The organism is Saccharothrix ecbatanensis, from assembly GCF_014205015.1.
GTDB lineage: Bacteria > Actinomycetota > Actinomycetes > Mycobacteriales > Pseudonocardiaceae > Actinosynnema > Actinosynnema ecbatanense.
Genome location: NZ_JACHMO010000001.1, coordinates 8,514,591 through 8,534,797 on the forward strand (window position 1 = coordinate 8,514,591; position 20,207 = coordinate 8,534,797).

12 protein-coding genes and 3 rRNA genes are annotated in these 20,207 nt (G+C 67.0%); 11 read left to right on the forward strand and 4 right to left on the reverse strand.

The annotated features are described in order from the left end of the window. Positions 1–82: 82 nt before the first annotated feature. The gene (locus tag F4560_RS37790) at positions 83–733 is read right to left on the reverse strand and encodes an LppX_LprAFG lipoprotein (protein WP_184927857.1); all 651 of its coding nucleotides are present in this window, start codon (positions 731–733) and stop codon (positions 83–85) included. Positions 734–884: 151 nt separating this feature from the next. On the opposite strand from F4560_RS37790, the gene F4560_RS37795 reads away from it, so the two are divergent. The 6 genes from F4560_RS37795 to F4560_RS46395 all read left to right on the forward strand — a co-directional run bounded on the left by F4560_RS37795 (position 885) and on the right by F4560_RS46395 (position 13,174). Beyond that, the gene (locus F4560_RS37795; RefSeq protein ID WP_184927858.1) at positions 885–2,228 is read left to right on the forward strand and encodes a glutamine synthetase family protein; all 1,344 of its coding nucleotides are present in this window, start codon (positions 885–887) and stop codon (positions 2,226–2,228) included. A 59-nt stretch (positions 2,229–2,287) separates the two neighbouring features. Further along, positions 2,288–6,607, forward strand: a complete 4,320-nt coding sequence (locus F4560_RS46390) for an FkbM family methyltransferase (RefSeq protein WP_184927859.1) — start codon at positions 2,288–2,290, stop codon at positions 6,605–6,607. Between the two features lie 456 nt (positions 6,608–7,063). Continuing rightward, positions 7,064–8,580 (forward strand): 16S ribosomal RNA (locus tag F4560_RS37805). A 354-nt stretch (positions 8,581–8,934) separates the two neighbouring features. Continuing rightward, positions 8,935–12,016, forward strand: a 23S ribosomal RNA gene (locus F4560_RS37810). 106 nt (positions 12,017–12,122) lie between these two features. Continuing rightward, positions 12,123–12,239 (forward strand): 5S ribosomal RNA (gene rrf / locus F4560_RS37815). Together the 16S, 23S and 5S rRNA genes form the textbook arrangement of a ribosomal RNA operon. A gap of 71 nt (positions 12,240–12,310) precedes the next feature. Next, positions 12,311–13,174 (forward strand): GNAT family N-acetyltransferase, encoded by an 864-nt coding sequence (locus F4560_RS46395; protein WP_184927860.1) that lies wholly within the window; start codon positions 12,311–12,313, stop codon positions 13,172–13,174. Here the strand turns inward: F4560_RS46395 and F4560_RS37825 are convergent. The 3 genes from F4560_RS37825 to F4560_RS37835 are packed head-to-tail and all read right to left on the reverse strand — an operon-like array spanning position 13,155 to position 14,470. Beyond that, the gene (locus tag F4560_RS37825; RefSeq protein ID WP_184927861.1) at positions 13,155–13,361 is read right to left on the reverse strand and encodes a helix-turn-helix domain-containing protein; all 207 of its coding nucleotides are present in this window, start codon (positions 13,359–13,361) and stop codon (positions 13,155–13,157) included. The genes F4560_RS46395 and F4560_RS37825 overlap by 20 nt on opposite strands. Next, entirely contained in the window at positions 13,358–13,975 is a 618-nt protein-coding gene (locus F4560_RS37830; protein ID WP_184927862.1) for a hypothetical protein, read from the reverse strand. The genes F4560_RS37825 and F4560_RS37830 overlap by 4 nt, the downstream gene beginning before the upstream one ends. 30 nt (positions 13,976–14,005) lie before the next feature. After that, on the reverse strand, positions 14,006–14,470 hold the full coding sequence (locus F4560_RS37835) for an Lrp/AsnC family transcriptional regulator (protein ID WP_184927863.1): 465 nt from the start codon (positions 14,468–14,470) through the stop codon (positions 14,006–14,008). Positions 14,471–14,549: 79 nt separating this feature from the next. Here F4560_RS37835 and F4560_RS37840 point away from each other — a divergent pair, with 79 nt between their 5' ends. From F4560_RS37840 to F4560_RS37860, 5 genes are all read left to right on the forward strand, one after another. Further along, on the forward strand, positions 14,550–15,032 hold the full coding sequence (locus F4560_RS37840; protein WP_184927864.1) for a rhodanese-like domain-containing protein: 483 nt from the start codon (positions 14,550–14,552) through the stop codon (positions 15,030–15,032). A gap of 15 nt (positions 15,033–15,047) precedes the next feature. After that, complete coding sequence (locus F4560_RS37845; RefSeq protein WP_184927865.1) at positions 15,048–15,785, forward strand: type 1 glutamine amidotransferase; 738 nt, start codon at positions 15,048–15,050, stop codon at positions 15,783–15,785. Positions 15,786–15,868: 83 nt separating this feature from the next. Continuing rightward, a complete protein-coding gene (locus tag F4560_RS37850) occupies positions 15,869–17,002 on the forward strand; it encodes an inorganic phosphate transporter (RefSeq protein WP_184927866.1) in 1,134 nt (377 codons plus the stop codon). Then, a complete protein-coding gene (locus tag F4560_RS37855; RefSeq protein WP_184927867.1) occupies positions 16,999–17,223 on the forward strand; it encodes a hypothetical protein in 225 nt (74 codons plus the stop codon). The genes F4560_RS37850 and F4560_RS37855 overlap by 4 nt, the downstream gene beginning before the upstream one ends. Positions 17,224–17,262: 39 nt before the next feature. After that, positions 17,263–20,205 carry a bifunctional [glutamine synthetase] adenylyltransferase/[glutamine synthetase]-adenylyl-L-tyrosine phosphorylase gene (locus F4560_RS37860; protein WP_184927868.1) on the forward strand — a complete coding sequence of 981 codons (2,943 nt, stop codon included), beginning with the start codon at positions 17,263–17,265 and terminating at the stop codon, positions 20,203–20,205. The last annotated feature ends 2 nt before the right edge of the window (positions 20,206–20,207 follow it).

The window sequence follows — 20,207 nt, forward strand, 5'->3', positions numbered from 1 at the left end:
TCCCCAGCCGACTTCCCAGCCGAGCCCTTCACCGCCGAGCCCTCCACAGGCGACTTTCCAGCCGACCCCTCCGCCGGCGAACTCACGCGGGCGGCGAGACGGTGACGGGCTTGTTGAAGTCGGACAGGTCGATGGTGACCTTCGCCCCGCTAGGCAGCTCGAACACCGCCTGCTCCAGCTTGTCGTCCCGCACCGAGAACGTGGACGCCACGTCCGCGTCGATCCCCGGCACCAGCCCGGCCACCACGTCACGCGGCACGGTGCCCGTGACGACCGAGACGCCGTCCGCCGAGCTGACCGTCTTCGCGTCACGCGCGTCCGCCAGCACCCGGGCCACGCCCTTGTCCGGGTCGAGGATCGCGGTCGGGTCGTACACCTGGCCCGCGAGCGCCGCGGGCAGCTTGGTGTAGCCGCCGGTCGGCCCCTTGAAGTGCAGGTCCTGCCCGACCAGCACGTACTCGACCTCGATCAGCTGGCCGAACTGCTCGACGTTGGCCCGGCCCTTCGACTCGCCCTGGGCGTTCAGGTCGCCCTCGGCCGACTTCACCGGCACGCCGGGCAGCTCGCCGTCGACCTTGATCGAGAAGTGGGTGCTGGTCACCGTTTTCATGCTCTCGGCGGCCTTGTCGAGCAGTTCCGGCCCGGCGGGCAGGCCACCGCCGCCACCGGACGACGTGCAGCCCGCCACGACGGCGAGCACGAGCGACCCGATCAGGGCACGACGAGGGAGCATGGGGTGAATCGTAGATCCCACCGGACCCGGTCAGGTCTGAACGCCCGAGCAAGGCCATGACCTGCGGTTTGTCCTCGGAGTGGTAAACGGTCGAGTGCGTTCCGCCGAGTCGGCAACGCGCGGTTAACCGACCTTACCTAGGCTTCAGGTCATGAACCGCCAGCAGGAGTTCGTGCTCCGCACCCTTGAGGAACGCGACATCCGGTTCGTCCGGCTCTGGTTCACGGACGTTCTGGGCTTCCTCAAGTCGGTGGCGATCGCGCCCGCCGAGCTCGAAGGCGCCTTCAGCGAGGGCATCGGGTTCGACGGCTCCGCGATCGAGGGCTTCGCGAGGGTGTACGAGTCGGACATGGTCGCCAAGCCCGACCCGGCGACGTTCCAGGTCCTGCCCTGGCAGACCCCGGACAAGAGCCACTACTCGGCGCGGATGTTCTGCGACATCGCGATGCCGGACGGCTCGCCGTCGTGGGCGGACCCGAGGCACGTGCTGCGCCGGACCCTGGCCAAGGCCAGCGAGGCCGGTTTCACCTGCTACGTGCACCCCGAGATGGAGTTCTTCCTGCTCAAGGGCCTGCCGGCCGACGGGAGCGAGCCCGTCCCGGCGGACAACGGCGGTTTCTTCGACCAGACCAGCCACGAGACCGCGACCCACTTCCGCCGGCACGCCATCGAGGCGCTGGAGGCCATGGGCATCTCGGTCGAGTTCAGCCACCACGAGGGCGCGCCCGGCCAGCAGGAGATCGACCTCCGCTACGCCGACGCGCTGACCATGGCCGACAACGTGATGACGTTCCGGTACGTGATCAAGGAAGTCGCGATCACCCAGGGCGTGCGGGCGTCGTTCATGCCGAAGCCGTTCTCCGACCAGCCCGGCAGCGGCATGCACACGCACGTCAGCCTGTTCGAGGGCGACCGGAATGCGTTCTACGACGCCGAGGACCCGTACCAGCTGTCCGACACCGGCAAGATGTTCGTCGCCGGCCTGCTGAAGCACGCCCGCGAGATCTCCGGTGTGAACAACCAATGGGTGAACTCCTACAAACGCCTGATCGTGGGCGGTGAAGCGCCGACGGCGGTGTGCTGGGGCCACGCGAACCGGTCCGCGCTGGTGCGCGTGCCGATGTACTCGCCGGGCAAGTCGTCGTCCCGCCGGGTGGAGATCCGGTCGCTGGACTCCGCCTGCAACCCGTACCTGGCGTACGCGGTGATCCTCGCGGCCGGCTTGAAGGGCATCGAGAAGGGCTACGAGCTCCCACCGCCCGCCGAGGACGACGTGTGGTCGTTGACCGACCGCGAACGGCGTGCCGCCGGGTATGACAACCTGCCGCAGAACCTGGGCGAGGCGTTGACCGAGATGGAGAACTCCGAGTTGCTCCCCGAAGCGCTGGGCGAACACGTGTACGACTTCTTCCTGCGCAACAAGCGCACGGAGTGGGACGCGTACCGGCGCAGCGTGACGCCGTACGAGCTGCGCACGCTGTTGCCGGTCCTGTGAAGAAGACACCCGTGCGGGTGGTCCACACCGGGCACTCCGAGAAGCTAGGTTTGCAGACCGTGACCGAGGTGCCCGGACGTTCGGAGTCCCGTCCTACGTTCATCGCCTGCACGGTGGCCACGGCCGCCGAACTGCCCGCGGTGAAAGTGCTGTCCAGCTCGTTCCTGGCGAGCCATCCCCAGGCCAGGTTCATGGCCTTGGTGGTCGACGCCCTGCCGGAGAGATCCGGTCCGGGCCTCGTCACGCCCGCTGACCTGGGCGTGAGCCCGGAGGAGCTGGCGGAGCTGGCGACCGGCTGCACGGCGGCGCAGCTGTGCGGAGTCCTGCGGCCCAAGCTCCTCGAACAGCTGCTGGGCCAAGGCGTGCCGGTGCTCTACCTGGACCCGTGGGTGCAGGTCCTCCATCCGCTGACGGACCTGGTCGAGTCGGCCGTGCGGCGCGGGCCGTTGGTCCTGCTGCCCAGGTCGCTGCGGCCGTTGCCGGACGACGGGCTGCGCCCCACGCCCACCGAACTCCTCGAAATGGGCGTGTTCGACCCGGGTTTCCTGTTGGTCGCGCCAGGGGCCGAGTCGTTCCTCCAGTCGTTGGGCGAGCAGCTGCGCCGGACTCCGGACGCCACCAAGGCAGTGCTCGACATGGCGCCCGCCCTGGTCAACCTGCACGTCCTCCGTGACGCGACGGTCGGCTTGTCGGTGTGGAACGCGCCGCAACGAGACCTCCACCGCCGACCGGACGGGACGTTGACGACCGTCGGCGAACCGGTCCGCAGTGTCCACTTCGCCGGCTTCGACCCCCATCGGCCGTGGCTGCTGTCGGCAGACTTCGCCGACCGACCGCGCGTGCTGCTGTCGGAGCACCCGGAACTGGCAGAGCTGTGCACCGCGTACCGAGGCGAACTGGTCCGCAAGGGCGACACACCGCAGAAGGTGCGGTACGGCTTCGGGCAGCTCGCGGACGGCACCCAGATCCCGGACGAGCTGCGGACGGACTACCGCGACGCCGCCCGAACGAACCCCGCCTCCGCGTTCAACCCAACCCGCCCTTCCTCCGCTGTCCAGGACTCGGCTGTTCAGGACTCGGCTCTCGAAGACTCCACTCTCCAGGACCCAGAACAAGACTCCCCGCTGGCCTCGGTTTCGGGCTCGATCCCGGCGGACTCCGCGCAACCAGCTGCCGAACCCGTCGCCGAACCTGTCGACCCAAGCCCGGCGACCGAAGCACCAGCCGACATCCCAGCCAACCCGGTCACCGCCCCCACCTCGGCCGACACCCCGAAACCCGTCCTGGACGGCGTGCCCGCCACCAATGGCGTGAACGGCGTGGTCGCTCAAGTAGCGCCGCTGACCGTGGTCGCCCCGGAAGCCTTGATCGGCCCAGCCGTCCCCCTCGCGCCAGAGGTGTCGGACGCCCCAGAGCCGCCGGCCACCCCAACCGTGCCCACCAAGCCGACCGCGACCGTTGCTTCCGCGCCGCCCTCCACCCCCGCTCAAACCACCGAGCCCTCCGAAGCCGCAGTTGCTGCCGCGCCGACCTCCGCCCCGGCTCCCACGGCCACGCCCGAGGACCCGGCCGCAGTCGTCGCCGCGCCGACCGCCGAGCCCGCCGAGCCCGCCGAGCTGGCCGCGACTACGGCCGCAGTCGCCCCGACCTCGACCGTCGCGCCGACCGCAGCCCTCACTCCCACTCCCGCTTCCGCGCCCACCCCTGCGCCCACTCCTACTTCCACTCCCTCCCGGACCGTGGCTGCACGCACCACCCCACCCCCAGCCTTCGGCCCCGACGGCGGAGCGGGGTTCGTGGCCTGGGCGAGCGAACCGGCACCCCACGTCCCCGGCAGCACCCGCTGGGCCGCCGCACTCTGGCGCTCCGACCAAGCCCTCCGCACCCAGTTCCCCGACCCGTTCGGCGCGGACGCCAAAGCGTTCCGCGACTGGTGCGCCTCCGTCGGCGTGGCCGCCGGCCGACTGCCCGTGACCGCGGTCCCGAACTCGCGCCCCGAAGGCCCGGTCCTGCACGACCAGCTCGGCGTCTCCGTTCTCGGCACCGGCCCCATCGCCGAACTCGTCCACGCCGCCGCCCGCGCCTCCGGCCTGCCCACCTCCACCACCGCCGGCTACCCGGTCGTGGTCCGCGTCGGCACCACCGAGAACGTCCCGGACAGCCGTTTCGTGGTCGACTACGTCCTGGACGACGAGCAGCCCACCGACGCCGCCGAGATCTGGGTCCCCTCCGAAGCGACCCGAGCCGCCCTCGAACGCCAAGGCGGCCCGACCGTCCGCGTCCTCCCGCTCCCGGTCCCGGAAGCCGACGCGAAGAACCCGGAACCACACGATGGAGTGGTCTTCGGCGCCCTCGCCGACCACGCCGCCGACCGTGCGGGCAACGCACTCGGCGCCGTCTCCGCCTTCTTCTCCGCCTTCCCCGACCGCACCGACGTGACACTGCGCATCGAGGTCACCAACGCGCACGCCCACCCCGAGGCCGCCGAACGCCTGCGCCTCGCCACCTCCGCCGACCCGCGCATCGAACTGGTCGACACCCTCGGCGCCGTCGACTGCCTGATCCACCTGCACCGGGGCGGCGCCTGCGACCGGATCGCGCACACCCTGGCCCGGCACGCGGCCGAAGCAACGCCGATCCTCACCTCCGACCACGGCGCGGTCGCCGAGCTGTTCGACAAGGCCGCGGTGATCTTCGTGCCGTGCCGCCAAGGCGTCGAGCCCGACCTCCAAGCCGCCGTCAAGCTCATGCGCGCCCTCGCCGACGACCTGCCCGCGGCGGTCGCGATCGGCATCAAGGGACGCGACCACATCCGCGCCACCCGTGACGTCACCAAGGTCGGCGAGATCCTCCGCGACCGGGTCGAGCACGCCTACCGCGGCTGGCGCGCACGCCGGGCCAAGCCCTCACCGACGGTCGACCCGATGAAGGCCCTGCACTCGGCGAAGCACGCCCTCCTGCGCCAGCCCGACGTCGGCACCGCCAGCCGCATCCCCATGGCGCCGCAGCTGCGCAAGGTCGTCCTGCGCGTGCTCGACCACTACGACAACCACATGCGAGAAGTGCTCACGTCCCTGGTCGACGGGGTCGAGCGCACGGTCTCCGAACTGGTCCGCCGCCAGGACGACATCTCCACCGGCGTCGGCCTCGGCGAACTCGAAGTGCTGCGCGCCGAACTCGAACAGCACGCCGACCACCAGGGCCACCTCGCCGACCAGCTCGTGGGCATCGACGACAGCGTGGTCCGGGTCCGTGCCGACATGTCCGGCCAAGGACGGCGGCTGCGCGAGATCGAGGACGCCGTCGTCGCCGAAGCCGGCAAGCGCGCTCACCAGAGCGACGTCCTGGCCCAGCGGATCGACAAGCTCGCCGTCGCCCTCGAACGCACCCTCGACCGGATCGACTCGCTGGAGTCCAAGGTCGTGGACGCGCTGATGGAGCGCGACACCAAGCTCGACTCCGGTCTGCGGGCGGCCACCCAGTCGCAGCAGACCGCCGACGCCCTGCGCCGAGTCGTGGTGCGGGAGCACGAGCGGCACGGCGACGCCGTCCCGGGCACATCCCTGGTGCTGACCGACGTCGGCCTGCTCCGCCTGCCCTCGGACGACGCGTTCATGCTGCCGATGCTGTCCAGCAACGGGGTGTGGGAGTCGGACCTGTCGGAGCTGATCGACTCGGTGGTCGAGCCGGACGGCATCTTCCTCGACGTCGGCGCGTACGTCGGCTACCAGACCGTGCGCATGCTGAGCCGGTTCGGCTCGGGCGGCTCCGTGGTCGCGGTCGAGCCGTGCCCGTCCGCGCGGGCGCTGCTGCGGCACAACGTCGACGTCAACCTGCCCGAACGGCTCGCCCAACAGCTCGTCCTGGTCGACGCCGCCGCGTGGGAGAGCACCGGTGAACTGGCCACCCAACCGGCGCTGACCGGTGGTGTGTCGGTGGCTCCGTTGCCGGAGAACGCCGGGGAAGACGTGCCGAGGGTGCGTGCCGCCAGGCTCGACAAGGAGCTGGAGGCCGTGCCGACGTTGCACGGTCGGAAGCTGTCAGTCGTTCGGGTGGATGCTCCCGGTCGTGGTCACCGTGCGCTGGCCGGCCTGGTCCGACTCCTGCGCCGAGACCGCCCGCACGTGTTCCTGGAGTTCTCCGCGACGACGACGGAGGGTTTTGGCGACGATCCGGTCACGGTCCTCAAGGAGTTCCGCATCTGGGGCTACGACCTGGTGCCGGTGGCGACCCGCGAAGCGGCCTCGCCGGAGCAGATCGTGGCCGCGATGGAGGGCATGCGGACCATCTCGCTGTGGCTGCGACCCCGTCCCGTGGCGCCCAAAGGACCCGGTCCGCAGGTCGCCGCACCGGTCCGCGTCGCTCCAGCAGCCCGCTGACCAGGCGATTTGACACCGGGCAAGGTCATGAGTAACTTTTACCGAGTCGCCAGCAAGAACCTCGGAACGAGCGGTTGACACCGCGAATCGGGCCGAGTAGACTACTGCGGCGTCAAGCTCCCAGAAACGAATAAGCAGCACAGCGTGCTGCCTCCGCTCTGGAAACCAGAACAAATTGAATGCAAAGCGAGTTCGTCGCGGAGCCGAGAAGCCGAAACCGGCCGATTTGACACCGAGAAAACGAACCAGCTAAGCTTTCGACAGAACGGAAACACAAAGCCCCGGAATGAACCGCGGTAAGACGCGGGACAAGATGGTGAGCGCGTGTTCTTTGAGAACTCAACAGCGTGCCGAATAGCCAGTAAATTTATGAACCTCTGTCAAGAGGTTTCCTTTGAGATTGTTACTGGACAACTGACATTAATGTCAGTGTTGTTCGGAGCGATCAAACATTCCTTATTGGAGAGTTTGATCCTGGCTCAGGACGAACGCTGGCGGCGTGCTTAACACATGCAAGTCGAGCGGTAAGGCCCTTCGGGGTACACGAGCGGCGAACGGGTGAGTAACACGTGGGTAACCTGCCCTGTACTCTGGGATAAGCCTGGGAAACTAGGTCTAATACCGGATATGACCTGCCTCCGCATGGTGGTGGGTGGAAAGTTCCGGCGGTACAGGATGGACCCGCGGCCTATCAGCTTGTTGGTGGGGTAATGGCCTACCAAGGCGACGACGGGTAGCCGGCCTGAGAGGGTGACCGGCCACACTGGGACTGAGACACGGCCCAGACTCCTACGGGAGGCAGCAGTGGGGAATATTGCACAATGGGCGAAAGCCTGATGCAGCGACGCCGCGTGAGGGATGACGGCCTTCGGGTTGTAAACCTCTTTCAGCGGGGACGAAGGGCAACTGACGGTACCCGCAGAAGAAGCACCGGCTAACTACGTGCCAGCAGCCGCGGTAATACGTAGGGTGCGAGCGTTGTCCGGAATTATTGGGCGTAAAGAGCTCGTAGGCGGTTTGTTGCGTCGGCTGTGAAAACTTCACGCTTAACGTGGAGCCTGCAGTCGATACGGGCAGACTTGAGTTCGGCAGGGGAGACTGGAATTCCTGGTGTAGCGGTGAAATGCGCAGATATCAGGAGGAACACCGGTGGCGAAGGCGGGTCTCTGGGCCGATACTGACGCTGAGGAGCGAAAGCGTGGGGAGCGAACAGGATTAGATACCCTGGTAGTCCACGCCGTAAACGGTGGGTGCTAGGTGTGGGGGACTTCCACGTCCTCCGTGCCGCAGCTAACGCATTAAGCACCCCGCCTGGGGAGTACGGCCGCAAGGCTAAAACTCAAAGGAATTGACGGGGGCCCGCACAAGCGGCGGAGCATGTGGATTAATTCGATGCAACGCGAAGAACCTTACCTGGGCTTGACATGCACTGGAAAGCCGTAGAGATACGGCCCCCCTTGTGGCCGGTGTACAGGTGGTGCATGGCTGTCGTCAGCTCGTGTCGTGAGATGTTGGGTTAAGTCCCGCAACGAGCGCAACCCTCGTTCCATGTTGCCAGCGCGTAATGGCGGGGACTCATGGGAGACTGCCGGGGTCAACTCGGAGGAAGGTGGGGATGACGTCAAGTCATCATGCCCCTTATGTCCAGGGCTTCACACATGCTACAATGGCCGGTACAGAGGGCTGCTAAGCCGTGAGGTGGAGCGAATCCCACAAAGCCGGTCTCAGTTCGGATCGGGGTCTGCAACTCGACCCCGTGAAGTCGGAGTCGCTAGTAATCGCAGATCAGCAACGCTGCGGTGAATACGTTCCCGGGCCTTGTACACACCGCCCGTCACGTCACGAAAGTCGGTAACACCCGAAGCCCGTGGCCCAACCCGTAAGGGGGGGAGCGGTCGAAGGTGGGACTGGCGATTGGGACGAAGTCGTAACAAGGTAGCCGTACCGGAAGGTGCGGCTGGATCACCTCCTTTCTAAGGAGCATTCCTCACCGGTCTTCTTTCGAGAGGGCCTGTGGAGAGCCATGCCGGCGGCGAATGATCGTCGGATGGTTGCTCAATGATGTGGATGCTGGCTATATACAGAATCCTGGGTTGTTTGGGGAGTTAGTACGGTTCCTTCGGGAACATGGAAGGGTCTCCAGAGGGTTCGAGACTTCTGTTCGGCACGCTGTTGGGTCCTGAGGGAACACGCACAGTGTTTTGCTCAGCGAGGAAGCGACAGGACGGTCTCCGTCCGCGAACCGCCGGGTAGCCGGTAGGCGTGGGCAGTGTGGGGCGGTGTCTGGTTGTTCTTTGAGAACTGCACAGTGGATGCGAGCATCTTTGTGGCAAGTTATTAAGGGCACACGGTGGATGCCTTGGCACCAGGAGCCGATGAAGGACGTAGGAGACTGCGAAAAGCCTTGGGGAGCTGTCAACCGAGCTGAGATCCAAGGGTATCCGAATGGGGAAACCCGGCCCCAGTCATGTGGGGTCACCCACGCCTGAACACATAGGGCGTGTGGAGGGAACGCGGGGAAGTGAAACATCTCAGTACCCGCAGGAAGAGAAAACAACCGTGATTCCGTGAGTAGTGGCGAGCGAAAGCGGAAGAGGCTAAACCGTATTCGTGTGATACCCGGCAGGGGTTGCGTGTGCGGGGTCGTGGGACCTGTTCGTCAGTTCTGCCGAGCTGACAAGGAGTCATAAAACGGTGTCGTTAGCGGAATGCGTCTGGAAAGCGTGGCCGTAGAGGGTGAAAGTCCCGTACGCGAAAACTCACCGTCTTCTTACAGTGTTCCCAAGTAGCAGCGTACTCGTGAAATTCGCTGTGAATCTGGCGGGACCACCCGCTAAGCCTAAATACTACCTGGTGACCGATAGCGGACTAGTACCGTGAGGGAAAGGTGAAAAGTACCCCGGGAGGGGAGTGAAATAGTACCTGAAACCGTGTGCCTACAATCCGTCGGAGCCTTTAGGGGTGACGGCGTGCCTTTTGAAGAATGAGCCTGCGAGTTAGTGCTGCGTGGCGAGGTTAACCCGTGTGGGGTAGCCGTAGCGAAAGCGAGTCCGAATAGGGCGTTTGAGTCGCGTGGTCTAGACCCGAAGCGGAGTGATCTAGCCATGGCCAGGGTGAAGCGTGGGTAAGACTACGTGGAGGCCCGAACCCACCAGGGTTGAAAACCTGGGGGATGAGCTGTGGTTAGGGGTGAAAGGCCAATCAAACTCCGTGATAGCTGGTTCTCCCCGAAATGCATTTAGGTGCAGCGTCGTGTGTTTCGTGCCGGAGGTAGAGCACTGGATGGTCTAGGGGGCCCACAAGCTTACCGAAATCAACCAAACTCCGAATGCCGGTACGTGAGAGCGCGGCAGTGAGACTGCGGGGGATAAGCTTCGTAGTCGAGAGGGAAACAGCCCAGAACGCCGGCTAAGGCCCCTAAGTGTGTGCTAAGTGGGAAAGGATGTGGGGTCGCCCAGACAACCAGGAGGTTGGCTTAGAAGCAGCCACCCTTTAAAGAGTGCGTAATAGCTCACTGGTCAAGTGGTCCTGCGCCGACAATGTAGCGGGGCTCAAGCACACCGCCGAAGCCGTGTCATTTCAGTGTAACGCTGGGATGGGTAGGGGAGCGTCGTTCAGCCATTGAAGCGCCGGAGTGATCCAGGTGTGGAGGCTGGACGAGTGAGAATGCAGGCATGAGTAGCGAAAGACGAGTGAGAAACTCGTCCGCCGGATGACCAAGGGTTCCTGGGCCAGGCTAATCCGCCCAGGGTAAGTCGGGACCTAAGGCGAGGCCGACAGGCGTAGTCGATGGACAACGGGTTGATATTCCCGTACCCGTGTGAACGCGCCCATGGCGAACCTTGTGATACTAACCGCCCGAAGCCCATCCTACTCCTTCGGGAGTGGGGTGACGTGGAGCGCGGGACCTGAACTTGTAGTAGTCAAGCGATGGGGTGACGCAGGAGGGTAGCTCCGCCAGTGAGTGGTAGTACTGGTGTAAGCGTGTAGGCCGTAGCATAGGCAAATCCGTGCTGCATTAAGGCTGAGACGTGATGCATAGCCGATTGAGGCGAAGTAGAGTGATCCCATGCTGCCGAGAAAAGCCTCTAGTGAGTGTTCATGCGGCCCGTACCCCAAACCGACACAGGTGGTCAGGTAGAGAATACCGAGGCGATCGGGCGAACTGTGGTTAAGGAACTCGGCAAAATGCCCCCGTAACTTCGGGAGAAGGGGGGCCGAGGGATTTGAAGCCCCTTGCGGGCTAGGATTTTTCGGCCGCAGAGACCAGCGAGAAGCGACTGTTTACTAAAAACACAGGTCCGTGCGAAGTCGCAAGACGATGTATACGGACTGACGCCTGCCCGGTGCTGGAACGTTAAGGGGACCGGTTAGTCTTTCGGGGCGAAGCTGAGAACTTAAGCGCCAGTAAACGGCGGTGGTAACTATAACCATCCTAAGGTAGCGAAATTCCTTGTCGGGTAAGTTCCGACCTGCACGAATGGCGTAACGACTTCTCGACTGTCTCAACCACAGGCCCGGCGAAATTGCATTACGAGTAAAGATGCTCGTTACGCGCGGCAGGACGGAAAGACCCCGGGACCTTTACTATAGCTTGGTATTGGTGTTCGGTTCGGCTTGTGTAGGATAGGTGGGAGACTGTGAAGCGCTGACGCCAGTCAGTGTGGAGTCGTCGTTGAAATACCACTCTGGTCGTACTGGATGTCTAACCTCGGTCCGTGATCCGGATCAGGGACAGTGCCTGGTGGGTAGTTTAACTGGGGCGGTTGCCTCCCAAAGGGTAACGGAGGCGCTCAAAGGTTCCCTCAGCCTGGTTGGCAATCAGGTGTCGAGTGCAAGTGCACAAGGGAGCTTGACTGTGAGACCGACAGGTCGAGCAGGGACGAAAGTCGGAACTAGTGATCCGGCCATGGCTTGTGGAAGCGTGGTCGCTCAACGGATAAAAGGTACCCCGGGGATAACAGGCTGATCTTGCCCAAGAGTCCATATCGACGGCATGGTTTGGCACCTCGATGTCGGCTCGTCGCATCCTGGGGCTGGAGTAGGTCCCAAGGGTTGGGCTGTTCGCCCATTAAAGCGGTACGCGAGCTGGGTTTAGAACGTCGTGAGACAGTTCGGTCCCTATCCGCCGCGCGCGTAGGATACTTGCGGAAGGCTGTCCCTAGTACGAGAGGACCGGGACGGACGGACCTCTGGTGTGCCAGTTGTCCTGCCAAGGGCATTGCTGGTTGGCTACGTTCGGAAGGGATAACCGCTGAAAGCATCTAAGCGGGAAGCCTGTTCCTAGATGAGGTATCCCACCCCTTTGTGGGTTAAGGCCCCCAACAGACCATTGGGTTGATAGGCCGGAGATGGAAGGTCGGTAACGGCTGGAGTTGACCGGTACTAATAGGCCGAGGACTTGTCATGAAGACGCTACGCATCCACTGTGCGGTTCTGAAAGAACCGAACCGGACCATCTGGTCCAGACATTGTGTCTGGGTCGGGTGCCTACGGGTTGGTAATTTCATAGTGTTTCGGTGGTCATAGCGGTTGGGGAACACCCGGTCCCATTCCGAACCCGGTAGTTAAGCCTTCCAGCGCCGATGGTACTGCACTCGTGAGGGTGTGGGAGAGTAGGACGCCGCCGAACATACTTCGCCTTCAGGGGCACTCGTTTAACGCGAGTGCCCCTGAAGGCTTTTTTGCGTTACCGTCCGACTCGTGGCCGAGGTGACCAAGCACGACGATCTGACGGAGTTCTGGGCGCGGACCAAGGACTTCTTCAACGCCGACCCGGTGTTCCACACGATCCCGATCGCGGCAGTGGACCGCTGGCTCAACCATCCCGACCCCGACGACGAACCGCCGCTGCTGGTCACCGTCACCGAAGACGACGTCCTGGTGGCCGCGGCCGTGCGCACCCCGCCGTGGCCGCTGACGCTGAGCGGTGTCCCGCCGAGGTGGGCGGAGGCCATGGCGGATGGCCTGGCGGGTGACGTCGAGCTGCCGGGCGTCAACGGTCCGCGTGACGCGGTGGAAGCGTTCGTCGTCGCCTGGACCGCCCGCACCGGGTGCGGAGCCCACGAGCACATGGCGTTGCGACTCTACGAACTGAAAGACCTGGAGTTGCCGGACATCCCCGGTCACGCCCGCCTCGCCACGATGGACGACATCGCCCTGCTGGTCCGCTGGCGCGCGGAGTTCGGCGTGGAAGCCTCCGGCCAGGACCGCGACGAAGACGCCGACGACGATGTGGAACGGTCCCTACGCGTCACCATCGAGGCTGGGTACGGCAACCTGATCTGGTGTCACGGCGATACGCCCGTGGCGTGGGCGGCGGCGAACGCACCGGCGTCCGGCATGGCGCGCATCGGCCCCGTCTACACCCCGCCGGAGCACCGCAGGCACGGGTACGGCGCGGCGGTCACCGCGGCCTGTGCGGCGTGGGCGCGGGACAACGGCGCCGAGCACGTCGTGCTCTACACCGACCTGGCCAACCCGACGTCGAACTCGATCTACCAGCGGATCGGGTTCCGGCCGGTGGTGGACTCGGCCGACTTCGCGTTCACCCCTGCCGGTAGCTGAGCAGGTCGCCTGGCTGACAGCCCAGCACCTCGCACAACTTGGTGAGCGTGCTGAACCGGATCGCCCTGGCGCGGCCGTTCTTGAGGACCGACAGGTTGACCACCGTCACGCCGACGCGCTCGGACAGCTCGGTCAACGTCATCCCGCGCTCGGCCAGCAGCCGGTCGAGGTGAACCTGGATGCTCACACCGTTCCTTCGAGGTCCAAACGCATGTCCGCGCTGCTCCGCATGATCTTCGCCAACGACAGCATGCCCAATCCGGTGACCACTGCCCACCACGGCACGGACCAGTCGCGCGTGAACTCCAGCACGGACACCTCGAACGTGACCGCGTGCTGCAGCAAGAGGGTGCGGACGACGGCTTCGATCATCGTCACCGTCGGCAGCGCCACGAGCGTGAACCAGCCGAACCGCCGCACCCGATCCGCCGTGCCGATGGTGTGGACGCCCTCGGCGGCGGCCCGTTCGAGCAGCCTCAGCAGCAGGAAGAACCCCACCGCGTAGGCGAAACAGCTGGGGATGCGGTCGAGGACGCCGAGCGCCCGGTCACCGGCGGTCGGGTTGATCAGGCAGAAGCGCATTTCGGTCGGATGGCCGTACGTGCCGTCCCGGAACCCACCTTCACCGAGGTACTCCGCGCGGAACCGCGAGGCGAACACCGCCGAGGTGAAGCAGAGGCGCGTCTCGCTGATCAGGTTGTAGACCTTGAGCACCGCACTGAGAAGGAAGCCCACGGTGGTCACCGACCACAAGAACCGGACCGCCCCGGTGAACGGCTGTAATGGGTTCTCCTTCGACATGACACGCCCCCCGCATATCGACTATCGATGTTATCGAGAAACGATACCCCCGAAGATCTCCCGCGTCACCGGCCGGTTGCGGGCGTGGGAGGAGAACACCAGGGACGTGGTCGTGTCGCCGTACCGCTGGGCCTGCTCCACGAACTCCTCCAGCTCCACCATCGACCGGCACACGACGCGCAGCAGCCAGCAGTCGTCACCGGTCACGTGGTCCGCGTCGCGCACCTGCGCCAGCGTCACCACCCGTTCCCGGAACCGGGGCGTGTCGAGGCTGCGCACCCGAACCCGGACGATGGCCTCGATCGGCAGTCCGAGCCGCTGGGTGTCGACCACCGCGACGTACCCGGTGACGATCCCGGCCTGTTCCAGCCGCCGCACCCGTTCGGTCGTCGCGGGCGCGGACAGGGAGACGCGCTTGGCCAGCTCGGTGAACGTCATCCGCCCGTCCCGCTGGAGCAGGTCCAACAACTTCCAATCCAGATCGTCCAGTTCCACCGTGGAATCCTAAGCCGGACCGGCCGAACGCCTGGACTTCCACATGGGGAAGAACACGCTGGTCAGCCACCATTTACCCATGACCAACACGCTCCGCTTCCCCGCCGCCGACCCCGCTGCCGCCGCCGCGTTCTTCGCCGCGGAACTGTCGTTCGAGGCCGACCCGGACGACGTGGTCCGCGACCTGAAGGCAGGCGACACCCGGGGCTTCCAGCTCGTCGAGACGCGCAGCGCGGAGGCGTTCGCGCGCGCCCACCTCCCTGGCGCGATCAACCTCCCGCACTGGGAGATGGACGAGACGACGACCGCCGACTGGGATCGCGACCTCGTCTACGTCTGCTACTGCGAGAGCTTCCAGTGCAACGCCGCGACCAAGGGCGCGCTGAAGCTGGCGACGCTCGGGTTCAAGGTGAAGCGGCTGGCCGGCGGCATCACCGCCTGGCAGGCGGCCGGCTACCCGGTCGACGGCGCCGAGGTGGGCGGTGCCGAGATGGGCGGTGCCGAGGTGGGCGGTGCCGAGGTGGGCGGAACGGCCCTGCAAGGGATTAGCTGCGAGTGCTGATCTACCCTCGGTCGGGTGACCCGTCTGCTCGTGCTGCAACCCGACCGCGACGACCCGCCGGCCCGCCTCGGCGAGTGGCTGACCGCCGCCGGGGCGGTGCTGGACGTGGTCGAACCCTACGCACAGCCGGTGCCCGAGACGCTCGACGGCTACCAGGGCGTGGTGTGCCTGGGCGGTGCGATGGGCGCGTTGGACGACGTCGAGCACCCGTGGTTGGCCGACGTGCGCAAGCTCCTGTCCCACGCGGTGTCGAAGCGGGTGCCGGTGCTGGCCCTGTGCCTGGGCGCGCAGCTCCTGGCCGCGGCGACCGGTGGTCAGGTGCGGCGCAGTCCGCACGGCACGCTGATCGGCATGGACCTGGTGGCGAAGCGGGACGCGGCGAGCGGTGACCCGTTGTTCGGCGAGCTGCCGTGGACGCCGGACGTGCTCCAGTTCCACGAGGACGAGGTCTCGTTCCTGCCGCCGACGGCGTTGCTGCTCGCGTCGTCCCCGAAGTGCGCGAACGAGGCGTTCCGCGTGGGGGACCGGGCCTACGGCTTGCAGTTCCACATCGAGACGACGCCGGACATGGTCGTGGGCTGGGGAGCCGGGAACCCGGATGCGGTGGCCGCGGCACGTCCGGGCGCGCTCGACCCGGACCGGCTCGCGCAGGGTCACGAGGACATCCGTGAGGTCTGGGAGCCGTTCGCCGAAAGATTCGTGCGCCTGGCGTCGGGTGAGCTGACGATCCAACGGAGCTTGCCGTTGGTGTGACGAACGTCTGTTGAGACGATCGTTCATCTCCTGGAGAGGTAGCGTTCACCTTCGACTGTGTCGGTTCAGCCGGAGGAATCAGCGTGGATGCCTCGCTCCTCGTCATCATCGTGGTCGTGACCGCGTTGGTGTTCGACTTCACCAACGGTTTCCACGACACCGCGAACTCGATGGCGACGTCCATCGCCACGGGCGCCCTGCGGCCACGCACGGCCGTCGCGTTCTCCGCGGTGTTGAACCTGGTGGGCGCGTTGTTGTCGGTGGAAGTCGCCAAGACCATCTCCGGCGGGTTGGTGGACGACACCAGGATCACGCCGGCCATCGTGTTCGGCGGCCTGATCGGCGCGATCATGTGGAACCTGGTGACCTGGTACGTCGGGCTGCCGTCCAGCTCGTCGCACGCCCTGTTCGGCGGGCTCATCGGCGCCGCCTGGATCTCGGCGGGCGCGGACGCGGTGCACTTCGCCAAGGTCGTGGACAAGATCGTGGCACCGGCGATCGCCGCGCCGCTGGTCGCGGGCATCGTGGCGATGCTGGCCACCTACCTGACCTACCGGCTGACGAAGCGGGCGCGGAAGTCGGTGACGGACAAGGGTTTCAAGGTGGGCCAGATCGCGTCCGCCGCGCTCATGTCGTTGGCGCACGGCACGAACGACGCGCAGAAGACGATGGGCATCATCACGCTCACGCTGATCACCGCCGGGACCCTCGCGCCGGGCGCGGAACCGCCTCTCTGGGTGATCCTGAGCGCGGCGATCGCGATCGCGCTGGGCACCTACCTGGGTGGTTGGCGCATCACGAAGACCCTGGGCACGGGCCTGACCACGATCGAGGCGCCGCAGGGTTTCGCCGCGCAGACGAGTGCGGCGACCGTGATCATGGCGTCCTCGCACCTGGGGTTCGCGCTGTCGACCACGCACGTCGCGTCCGGCGGGATCATGGGCTCCGGCCTCGGTCGGCAGCGGGACGGCGTGCGGTGGGGCGTGGCCGGGCGGATGGCGGCGGCCTGGGGGCTCACGCTCCCGGCGGCGGGTCTGGTCGGCGCGCTCGCGGGCTGGATCGCGTCGCTCGGCACGTGGGGCGTGGTGGCCGTGGCGGTGGTCGGGATGGGTGTCTCGCTGGGGATCTGGTTGTTGTCACGCCGTGAGCCGGTGCGGCCGGAGCACGTGGTGGACGAGATCGCGGCGCAGGCCGAGACGCACAAGGTGGCGCTGTGAAGATCGACTGGTTGGCGCTCGGCGCCGTGTTCGGGGTCAGCCTCACGGTGGTGTTGGGGCTGGTCCTGCTGTTCTCCGGCGGCCTGCGCGCGTTGTCCGCGCGGGAGGCGGCGCAGGAACGCCAGGTGTCGGCCGCGCTGCCGACGGCGGCCGCGGCGGCCTGCCTGCTGGCGTGCGTGACCGTAGTGTTGTTCGGCATCTACTTGATCGTGGCAGGCTGAGGCTTACTCACGGGTTCCGGCGGACTACCGTGTTCGTCGATGACCGATCCAGCTCGACTGCCGACGTCCCCCGCTCGGTTCGGCCTGACCGAGGCGCGCAGCGGTGATCATCTGCGTGCCGCCGGGTGGTGGGAAGGGCGAAGGCCGAGCGAGGGCAACGAGCCGATCCTGGTGGCGTTGTCCCGCAGCCCCGACCCGGACCTGGCGTTGCTCGGGGTGGACCGGCTGCGCGTGGCGCTCGGCGACGGGTGGCCCGAGCTGGACCAGGCGTTGCGGGACGGCGAAGCGTTGCGCGGGCGGCTGTTGGCGGTGCTCGGCGCTTCCACCGCGTTGTCGGACTTCCTGATCGCCAACCCGGATCGCTGGCACGACCTGGCCATCGACGACCCGGTGGACGAGGAGTCGTTCGCGCCCGCGCTCGTCGCCGCGGTCGAAGGGCTGACCGGCGCGGACGCCGTGCGCGCGTTGCGGCTGGAGTACCGGGCGCTGCTGTGCCGGATCGCCGCCGCGGACCTGGCGCACGTGGTCGAGCCGGACCAGTTGTACGTGAGCTATGACGAGGTCGCCGGTCTGCTGTCGGACCTCGCGGTGGCGGCGTTGCGGGCCGCGCTGGACGTCGCCGAACGGCAGGTGCCGCGGGCCGACGAGTGCCGGCTCGCGGTGATCGCGATGGGCAAGTGCGGCGCGCGGGAGCTGAACTACGTCAGCGACGTGGACGTGGTGTTCGTCGGCGAGGGCGACATCGCGGTGGGGACCCGGCTGGCCAGCACGGTCATGCAGGTCGCGGGCCAGGCGTGCTTCGAGGTGGACGCGGCGCTGCGGCCGGAGGGCAAGGCGGGCGCGCTGGTCCGCACGCTGGACGGCCACGCCACCTACTACCAGCGGTGGGCGCGCACGTGGGAGTTCCAGGCGCTGCTCAAGGCCCGGCCGGTCGCCGGTGACGAGGAGCTGGGGCGGCGGTACATGGACGTGGTGCGTCCGCTCGTGTGGACGGCCGCTGAACGAGAGAACTTCGTGCCCGACGTGCAGTCCATGCGCCGCGTCGTCGAGGACCACGTGCCGGTGGGCCTGGCCGACCGGGAGCTGAAGCTCGGGCGCGGCGGGCTGCGGGACGTCGAGTTCGCCGTGCAGTTGCTCCAGCTCGTCCACGGTCGCGGTGACGAGGAGCTGCGGATCACCACGACCACGCAGGCGTTGGCCGCGTTGGGGCGTGGCGGGTACGTGGGCCGCACGGACGCCGTCGACTTCGGCCGCGCCTACCGGTTCCTCCGCACGTTGGAGCACCGGTTGCAGTTGCAGCGGATGCTGCGCACGCACCTGTTCCCGGCGGACGACGACGCCGGCGCGCTGCGGTGGTTGGCGCGCGCCGCGGGTTTGCAGGCCGAGGGTGGGCTGTCGGAGAGCCAGGTGCTGCTCGCCGAGTTCCGCAAGCGCGCGAACCAGGTGCGCCGGCTGCACGAGAAGCTGTTCTACCGGCCGCTGTTGCAGGCCGTCGCGAACGTGCCGACGGAGGCCCTGCGGTTGACCACGTCCCAGGCCGCGGCCCGCCTGGCCGCGTTGGGTTACGCCGCCTCTGACGGCGCGTTGACCCACATCGAGGCGTTGACCAGGGGTGTTTCCCGGCGGGCGCGGATCCAGACGGCGCTGCTGCCGGTGCTGCTGGACCTGTTCGCCACCACACCGGACCCGGACCGCGGGCTGCTGGCGTACCGGAAGGTGTCCGAGGCGCTGGCCGAGACGCCCTGGTACCTGCGGCTGCTGCGGGACGAGGGCACGGTGGTCGACCGGCTGGCCGCGTTGCTGGGCACGTCGAAGCTCGTGCCGGACCTGCTGGTGCGGGCGCCGGAGGTGCTGCGGCTGCTGGCCGACACCGAGGCGTTGATCGGCGGCGACCCGATGGCCATCGGCAACCCGCTGCGCAGCGCCGTGTCCCGGTACACCGACCTGGGCCGCGCGGTCACCGCCGCCCGGTCGTTGCGCCGTCAGGAGCTGCTGCGGGTGGCGTCGGCGGACCTGCTCGGGCTCGTGCCGCTGCGGACGGTGTGCGTGTCGCTGTCCGAGGTGTGGATCGCGGTGTTGCAGGCGGCGTTGGACGCGGTGGTGCGGTCGTCCGGCGAGCGGTCGGCGTCGATCGCGGTCATCGGCATGGGCCGGCTCGGCGGGCGTGAGCTGGGGTACGGCTCGGACGCCGACGTGCTGTTCGTCTGCGAGCCCGCTGAAGGCGTGACGGATTCGGACGCCGCTCGGTACGCGTCGTCCGTGGTGGAGGAGGTGCGGCGGCTGCTCAGCGCGCCCAGCCAGGACCCGCCGTTGCAGGTGGACACCGACCTGCGGCCGGAGGGCAGGCAGGGGCCGCTGGTGCGCACGCTGGAGTCGTACCGGGCGTACTACGCGCAGTGGGCCGAGCTGTGGGAGGCGCAGGCGTTGCTGCGGGCGCGGTTCATCGCGGGTGACGCGGAGCTGGGCGCGCGGTTCATCGAGATGATCGACCCCGTGCGGTATCCCTCGAAAGGGCTGGACGCGGCGGCGGTGCGGGAGATCCGGCGCATCAAGGCGCGTGTGGAGGCCGAGCGGCTGCCGCGGGGCGCCGATCCGTCGACGCACACCAAGCTGGGGCGCGGCGGACTGGCGGACGTCGAGTGGACGGTGCAGCTGTTGCAGTTGCAGCACGCGTTCGAGGTGCCGGGCCTGCGGACGCCGTCGACCGTGCGCGGGCTGCGTGCGGCGACCGACGCGGGGCTGATGTCGCCGGAGGACGCGTCCGCGCTGATGGAGGCGTGGGTGATGGCGACGAAGGCGCGGAACGCGGTGGTGCTGGTCCGGGGCAAGGCCGGTGACCAGCTGCCGACGGCGGGGCGTGACCTGGCGGCGGTGGCGTCCGCGATGGGGCACGACACCGATCCGGGCGAGTTCGTGGACTCCTACCGGCGCACGGCCAGGCGCGCGCGGGCCGTGATCGAGCGCATCTTCTACGGTTCCTGAAC

Bases quoted from the DNA above. Each gene is read 5' to 3' on its own strand.
- F4560_RS37790 (WP_184927857.1), bottom strand. From the start codon at position 733: ATGCTCCCTCGTCGTGCCCTGATCGGGTCGCTCGTGCTCGCCGTCGTG.
- F4560_RS37795 (WP_184927858.1), top strand. From the start codon at position 885: ATGAACCGCCAGCAGGAGTTCGTGCTCCGCACCCTTGAGGAACGCGAC.
- F4560_RS37830 (WP_184927862.1), bottom strand. From the start codon at position 13,975: ATGTCGAAGGAGAACCCATTACAGCCGTTCACCGGGGCGGTCCGGTTC.
- F4560_RS37840 (WP_184927864.1), top strand. From the start codon at position 14,550: ATGACCAACACGCTCCGCTTCCCCGCCGCCGACCCCGCTGCCGCCGCC.
- F4560_RS37860 (WP_184927868.1), top strand. From the start codon at position 17,263: ATGACCGATCCAGCTCGACTGCCGACGTCCCCCGCTCGGTTCGGCCTG.